The sequence below is a fragment of the Micromonospora sp. NPDC048843 genome (genome assembly GCF_040649965.1).
In the GTDB taxonomy this organism is placed as follows: domain Bacteria; phylum Actinomycetota; class Actinomycetes; order Mycobacteriales; family Micromonosporaceae; genus Micromonospora; species Micromonospora hortensis.
Genome location: NZ_JBEZGJ010000084.1, coordinates 24262 through 31174, shown reverse-complemented (window position 1 = coordinate 31174; position 6913 = coordinate 24262). Strand labels below are relative to the sequence as shown.

The following is a 6913-nucleotide window of genomic DNA, read 5'->3' as shown; positions in this document are numbered from 1 at the left end:
CGCCTTCAACTCGCTCAACGGGGTACACGTCCAGGAGGGCGACAGCGACGTCGTCGGATTCGCGGTGATCGACCAGGGACCAGCCTGAACAGGCGTCGCACGTACCGATGAACGGGAACCCGCTACGCCCAGCGCTGAGCCGTCAGTTCCACTGGTTCTCGTTGGCGCGCTCTTAGCTGAGCGCTGCGTTCAGCGCGACGGCGACGGCGAGCCAGACGATGACAGTGCCGACACCGATGCCGACCATGGCGAGCGCCTTGACGGCGGTTGTCATCCGGGTGTGGGCGACTGTCAGGTTCGCCCAGACGCCCAACGCCCCGACCAGCGCGCCCAGGATGCCGCCGACGGTGAACAGCAGGATCGGCAGCATGACCAGGATGCGCAGGAAGATCGGCATGGAGGGCCCGGTCCGGTGCTTGACACCGTTGACCTCCACGGTCGGGTAAGGGTCGGCGAGGACGTTGCGTACCGTGGCCTGGACGACACCACCGTCCACCGTCGGCAACGCGAAGTGTCTGCCCGTCCTGGGGGCCGGCACTCCGCCGACGGTGACGGCAGGGTGGCCAAAGAACGCCTTGGTGGCGATGACGATCGGGCCAGCTACGCCGGCGACGTGGAGAGGTTCGGTGTTCACCGGCGTGATCTTAGGAAGCCCGGTGCGTCCCGTCCATCCCGTTGACCGAGCGGGGCGTCGGCGGCCCGCGTCGCGGCGTCCGGGCCGACGGGAAGGTGGACGTGCCCTCAGCCGGTTCGTCGCCCGTGGCTCGGGTGGGTGTCGGCCTGCCAGGCGGCGACGAGATCCTCGCGCGCCCGGGCGACCCGGGAACGGATCGTGCCGACGGGGCACTGGCAGACGTCCGCCGCCTCGGCGTAGGACAGGCCGAGCACCTGGGTGGCGACGAACGCCTCGCGGCGCTCCGGGGTCAGTCCGGCGATCAACTGGTGCAGGGTCACGCCCTCGTCGGCACCGGCGGTGATCGCACCGGCGGCCTCGGCCGCCGCCTGCCAGTCCGGCACCGACGCCAGCCTCGGCCGGGCCACCGCCGTCCGGACGTGATCCACTGCAACGCGCCGGGCGATGGTGAAGACCCAGGTACGGGCCGACGAGCGGCCGGCGAAGCCGGGCAGGTTGCGAATTGCCCGTAGGAACGTCTCCTGGGTCAGGTCGTCGGCCTCTCCCGGCCCGGCCAGGTGCGACAGGAACCGCCAGACCTGGTCCTGTAGTGCCCGGATGAACGCCGTGGCGGCCTGCCGATCACCCTGGCCCGCCTCCCGCGCCCACCGGGTCACCTGGTCGTCGTCAGCGACGCCGTTCCGCACAGACCACCGTCCTGTGTGCCACGGGCGCTCCTTCATGCCGAGATCCGTCGTCGGAACGCCGCCGGTCGGCCGCGCACTCTGGTGGTCGCCGGCCGGTCCGGAAAAGTTCCCGAGGTTCCCAGGTTCGACTGATCTCGCGGATGTCCCAGGTAGGTGATGGGAACCGCTGCCGCTCAGCTCGGGACGGGCTGGTCCGCGCTCTCGCGTTCCCGCGGGACCACGGGGTCGGGCATGCTCCACGAGCGCCACAGCTTGCTGTACCCGCCCCCGGCCCCGAGCAGTTCGGCGTGCGTGCCGTGCTCGGCGACGCGCCCCTGGTCGAGGACGACGATGCGGTCCGCGGTGGCCGCCTGGCTGAGTCGGTGGGCGACGATCAGAGTGGTACGTCCCTCGGTGGCCGCCACGGCGGCGCGGTCGAGGTCGCGTGCGCCAGCGCTGCCCGCCTCGGCGGTGGCCTCGTCGAGGACCGCGACGGCCGGATCGGCGAGGATGAGGCGGGCCAGTGCGAGCTGCTGGGCCTGGGCCGAGGTGAGCTGCCGCCCACCCTCCCCCACCGCTGTGGCGAGGCCGTCCGGCAGGGTCCGCACCCACTCGGTGGCGCCGACGAGGTCGAGGGCGGTGGCGATCTCGGCGTCGGTGGCGTCGGGGTCGGCGAGGCGCAGGTCGTCGGCGAGCGGGCCGGCGAAGACGTGCACCTCCTGGCTGATCAGGGCGACCTCCCGACGGAGGCGGTGCTCGCCGAGTTGGGCCAGCGGCACGCCGCGCAGGGTCACCGCACCGTCGGTGGGCGCGATGATGCCGGCGATGATGCCGGCGAGGGTGCTCTTGCCCGCACCGCTCGCGCCGACCAGGGCGACGCGCTCCCCGGGGGCGAGACGCAGGGCGATGTCCCGCAGCACCACCGGCCCGTCGTCGTAGCGGTGTCGCCCGACGGTCACCTCCAGTGCCGCCGGTACACCCCGATCGTGGCGGTCGGGCTCGGTGCCGGCGGGGGTAGCGGTGTCCGGCAGGGTGGTGACCCCGACGAGTCGGGCCAGGCTGGCCCCGGCCTGCAACACCGAGTCCGACTCGAACAGCAGCAGGCCGATGGGGTTGAAGAGTCGGTGGAAGTAGAGCGCGGCAGTGGTGGCGGCGCCGACGGTGGCCAGGTCACCGCGGACCAGCAGGAAGCCGGCGAGCAACACGGCGGCGAGCCCGACGAACTCGGAGCGGTTGATGCGCAGCCCGAAGCGGGTGTAGAGACCGAAGATCTCCAGCGACAGGTCGCGGGCGACGCCGGAGCGCTCCGCGATCCGCACGACGTGGGCGTCCTCCATCCGGTAGGCGCGCACTGTCGCCGCGCCCCGCAGCGCCTCGGCCGTCGCCTGGGCGCGCTCGCCCGTCGCCACCCGCTCGCGGGCGTAGTACGGCACCGACCGCTTCAGGTACCAGCGCAGCGCCACCGCGTACGCCGGGGCCGCGACCAACCCGGCGATGCCGAGCCGCCAGTCGAGAGCGAAGAGCCCCGCCGCGGTCAGCACGACGGACAGCAGCGCGCCGAGGAAGGCGGGGCCGCTGGTGGCGATCACATTCGTCACCACTGCCACGTCGTCGCCGGCACGGGCCACCAGGTCCCCGGTCCCGGCCCGCTCCAGAGTGGCCGAGGGCAGGTGCAGGGCCCGGTCGAGGACCCGCTCCCGGAGTCGGGCCAGCACCGTCTCGCCGAGACGCGCGGCGACCGCCGCTCCGACCGCGGTGAGGAGCCCCGCGAGCACGGCGGCGCCCGCGATCACGGCGGCCCAGGCCACCACCCGAGGTGTGTCGGTCCCGGCGATGACGTCGTCGACGAGGCGCCCGAGGACCCAGGGGGCGACCAGCCCGGTCGCGGCGGCGGCGATCAGCAACGTGCCGGCGACGGCGCTGAGCCCCGGCAGGAGCGCCAGCTCGGTGCGGAGGGCAGCCCAGGTCTGCCGGCCGGTGGCCGTCGGCAGCAGGTGCCGGGTGATCGGCTCGGACGTCATCGCAGGGTTTCCTCCCGGTAGCGGGCGTCACTGGCGAGCAACCGCTCGTGCGGACCCTCGGCGACGACCCGTCCCCGGTCGATCACCGCGACCCGGTCGGTGATCCGCAGCAGTGCCGGGCTGGTGGTGATCAGCACCGTGCCGCGGGGTCCCGCCCCGCGAGCCTCGGCCAGCCTGGTGGCGAGCAACCCCTCGGTCACCGCGTCGACAGCCGTGGTGGGGTTGTGCAGCACGAGCACCGGCGGGTCGGCGACGAGCGCCCTCGCCAGCCCGATCCGCTGTCGCTGCCCACCGGAGAGGTTCGACCCGCGTTCGGTGAGCAGGCGGTCGAACCCGTGCGGGTGCGCGGCGAGCACGTCCTCGGCGGCGGCAGCCCGTACGGCGGCACGCAGCACCTCGTCGTCGACGAAGGCGCCGGCGCTGAGGTTGGCGCGCAACGTCCCCTCGAACAGCGCCACGTCATGCTGTTCGACAAGGACCACTGCGCGCGCGGCGTCGATGTGCAGCTCGTCGGCGGACACGCCGTCGATGCGGACCGTGCCCCGGTGGTCCGCGCGGGGCACCCGGCCGGCCAGCAGAGCGACCAGCGCCTCGCCCTCGCTCGGGTCGTAGGCGAGCACGCCCAGGATCTCACCGGCGCGGACGCGCAGGCTGACGTCGTCGAGGCCCGCGTACGAGACCCCGTCGAGGGCGAGCCGGGACGGGCTCGGGGCGGGCGGCCCGGCGTCACCCGGCTGGACGACCGGCGCGGCGCCGAGGACCCGGGCGACCCGCCCGGCGGAGGCTCGGGCCATGGCGAACAGTTGGACGCAGTACCCGAGGGTCTGCACCGGCTCGGCGATGAACTGCGCCAGCCCGACCACGGCGACGAGTTCACCGATGGTGAGCCGGCCCTGAAGCGCGAGCCAACCGGCGAATCCGGCGACCGTGGCGAGGAAGAGGCCGTTGACAGTGGTGGTGAGCCCGAGGTGCAGACCCTTTGTGGTGGCGGCGCGCAGGGTGACGTCGAGCGCGTGGCGGCTGGATTCCGCGTACCGGCGGGCGGCGTGGTCCTGTGCGCCGATGCCGCGCAGCACGCGCAGGCCGCTGACGAGGTCGACGGCGAGGGCGGTAGTGGCGGCGAGCGCCTCCTGCTGCGACGTGCTGCGCCGGGTGAGCAGCGGCGCCATCCGCTGGAGGGCGACGACCAGCAGGGGTACGCCGATGAGCACCCCGAGGCCGAGGGGAACGTCGACGACGAGCAGCGCGACGGCCGCGACCACGATGGCGGTGAGCGCCGCGGCGGTGAGCCCCGCGACCCGCACGACGAGCGCTGACAACTCGGCGTCGGAGGCCGTCACTGACAGCAGCTCGCCGTCGCGCATGCCCGAGCGGCGTCCGCGCGGGTCGAGGGCGCTGCGGACGATCTCGACCCGGGTGGCGTGCGCCTCGTGTTCGACGGCGGCGAACGCCAGTCGTGCGCCGGCCCGGTAGGCGAAGGCGAGCACTGTGAACAGGGCGGCCAGGCCGGCCAGCGAGAGCAGCAGGGCGCGGACGTCCCCGGTGGCCACCGCACGGTCGATGACCACGCCGATGGCCACCGGGACGAGGGCTTCGGTGGCCTGGTGGGTGCAGAGCAGCGCGATGCCGGCGGCTACCCTGGCGCGCTGTCGACGCAGCGCGCGACGGAGCACCAGGCCACCGGTGGTCTCGGTGACTGTCATGCTCGGATCGATGAGGGCACGGCGACGGACTCCACTACGATTAGGGCAGGCTAACCTAACATGCCCCCGAAGTGGGGTTGGACGCGCGGTCCCGGTGCTCCCCCACCGGTACCGAGGCGGGCAGACCGAGACCCTTGATCGCCGCCGCGACCAGGGCCTCCGGGGGCAGTGAGACATCGAGTACGAGCACCGACTCGTCCGGCTCGGCCGGTTCCAGCGTGGCGAGCTGCGACTCCAGCAGACTGGCCGGCATGTAGTGCCCCTCGCGCCGGGCCAGTCGGGCTCGGATGACCTCCACCGGGCCGTCCAGGTGCACGAAGTCCACACGGAGCGGGCCCTGGCGAAGCACGTCCCGGTACGACCGCTTCAACGCCGAGCAGGCCAGCACCGTCGAGCGGCCCTCCGCGCCGCGATCGGCGATCCACCCGGCGATGTCCCGCAGCCACGGCCACCGGGTGGTGTCGTCCAGCGGCACCCCGGAGCGCATCCGCGCCACGTTCTGCGGGGAGTGAAACTCGTCGGCCTCGGCGAACGTCAGCCCCGTCGCCACGCCGATCCCGCGCGCCACTGTGGTTTTGCCCGCCCCGGAGACGCCCATCACCACTACGTGCCGGGTGGGCCGGGCGCCGCGCCGCTCACCAGTCATGGACCGTGCCGTCCTTGAGCCGGTTGAACGGCAGGTACGCCGGCTCGTACGGGAACCGGGCCGCCGCCTCCTCGTCGAGCTCCACCCCGAGCCCCGGTTGGTCGCCCGGGTGCAGGTAGCCGTCGGTGAAGGTGAACGACTGCCGGAACACCTCGTTGGCCAGCGGGGTGTGCTTCATGTACTCCTGGATCCCGAAGTTGTGGATGGCGAGGTCCAGGTGCAGCGCCGCGGCCATGCCCACCGGGGAGATGTCGGTGGGGCCGTGAATGCCGGACTTGATCTGGTACTGGGCGGCGAAGTCGAGCAGCTTGCGCATGGCGGTGATGCCGCCGGTGTGGGTGACAGCGGACCGGACATAGTCGATCAGCTGCTCGCGGATCAGGGTCTGGTAGTCCCAGACCGTGTTGAAGACCTCGCCGATGGCCAGCGGGGTGGTGGTGTGCTGGCGGACCAGCCGCAGCGCCTCCTGGTTCTCGGCCGGGGTGCAGTCCTCCAGCCAGAACAGGTCGTACGGTTCGAGGGCCTTGCCGAGCTTGGCGGCCTGGATCGGGGTCATCCGGTGGTGACCGTCGTGCAGCAGCGGCAACTCCGGGCCGAACTCGCCGCGCACCGCCTCGAAGACCGACGGTAGGTGGCGCAGGTAGGCGCGAGTGTCCCAGTCCTCCTCCGCAGGCAGCGGGGTGCGCTGCGCGGGCTCGTAGTCGTAGCGCTGGCCGGTGGCGCTGGGCTGCGCGGCCACGCCGTAGACCGCGTTGATCCCGGGCACCGCGGTCTGTACCCGGATCGACTTGAAGCCCTCGTCGAGGTGGCGACGGATCGAGTCGAACAGCTCGGGGATGTCCCGCCCCGACGCGTGCCCGTACGCCATGATGCCGGTGCGCGACGCGCCGCCCAGCAGTTGGTACAGCGGCATGCCGGCGGCCTTGGCCAAGATGTCCCACAGCGCGACGTCCACCGCGGCGATGGCCGCCATGGTGACCGGGCCCCGGCGCCAGTACGCCGACCGGTACAGGAACTGCCAGGTGTCTTCGATCCGGTGCGGGTCCCGGCCCATCAGCAGCGGGGCGACGTGGTCACGCAGGTACGAGGCGACGGAGAGCTCGCGGCCGTTGAGCGTGGCGTCGCCCAGACCGGTGATGCCCTCATCAGTTGTGATCTTGAGGGTGACGAAGTTCCGGTCGGGGCTGGTCACGATGATGTCTGCTGCGACGATCTTCACGGGGTGCCTTTCGTTCTCGCCGGTC

Annotated in this window: 6 protein-coding genes; all 6 read right to left on the bottom strand. The window is 72.6% G+C overall.

Going from position 1 to position 6913, the window contains the following annotated elements; genetic code table 11:
• Positions 1-172 precede the first annotated feature (172 nt).
• The 6 genes from AB0C20_RS20155 to manD all read right to left on the bottom strand — a co-directional run bounded on the left by AB0C20_RS20155 (position 173) and on the right by manD (position 6888).
• Positions 173-634 carry a hypothetical protein gene (locus AB0C20_RS20155; protein WP_357189560.1) on the bottom strand — a complete coding sequence of 154 codons (462 nt, stop codon included), beginning with the start codon at positions 632-634 and terminating at the stop codon, positions 173-175.
• Positions 635-741: 107 nt separating this feature from the next.
• Complete coding sequence (locus tag AB0C20_RS20150) at positions 742-1320, bottom strand: sigma-70 family RNA polymerase sigma factor (RefSeq protein ID WP_357189558.1); 579 nt, start codon at positions 1318-1320, stop codon at positions 742-744.
• A gap of 173 nt (positions 1321-1493) precedes the next feature.
• On the bottom strand, positions 1494-3320 hold the full coding sequence (locus AB0C20_RS20145) for an ABC transporter ATP-binding protein (RefSeq protein WP_357568500.1): 1827 nt from the start codon (positions 3318-3320) through the stop codon (positions 1494-1496).
• Positions 3317-5023 carry an ABC transporter ATP-binding protein gene (locus AB0C20_RS20140; RefSeq protein WP_357568499.1) on the bottom strand — a complete coding sequence of 569 codons (1707 nt, stop codon included), beginning with the start codon at positions 5021-5023 and terminating at the stop codon, positions 3317-3319. The genes AB0C20_RS20145 and AB0C20_RS20140 overlap by 4 nt, the downstream gene beginning before the upstream one ends.
• Positions 5024-5078: 55 nt before the next feature.
• Positions 5079-5669, bottom strand: a complete 591-nt coding sequence (locus tag AB0C20_RS20135) for a gluconokinase (RefSeq protein WP_357568498.1) — start codon at positions 5667-5669, stop codon at positions 5079-5081.
• On the bottom strand, positions 5659-6888 hold the full coding sequence (gene manD / locus AB0C20_RS20130; RefSeq protein ID WP_357189550.1) for a D-mannonate dehydratase ManD: 1230 nt from the start codon (positions 6886-6888) through the stop codon (positions 5659-5661). The genes AB0C20_RS20135 and manD overlap by 11 nt, the downstream gene beginning before the upstream one ends.
• Positions 6889-6913 lie beyond the last annotated feature (25 nt).

Coding starts and splice junctions, on each gene's coding strand:
- AB0C20_RS20135 (WP_357568498.1), bottom strand. CDS start 5,669: ATGACTGGTGAGCGGCGCGGCGCCCGGCCCACCCGGCACGTAGTGGTG.
- AB0C20_RS20140 (WP_357568499.1), bottom strand. CDS start 5,023: ATGACAGTCACCGAGACCACCGGTGGCCTGGTGCTCCGTCGCGCGCTG.
- AB0C20_RS20145 (WP_357568500.1), bottom strand. CDS start 3,320: ATGACGTCCGAGCCGATCACCCGGCACCTGCTGCCGACGGCCACCGGC.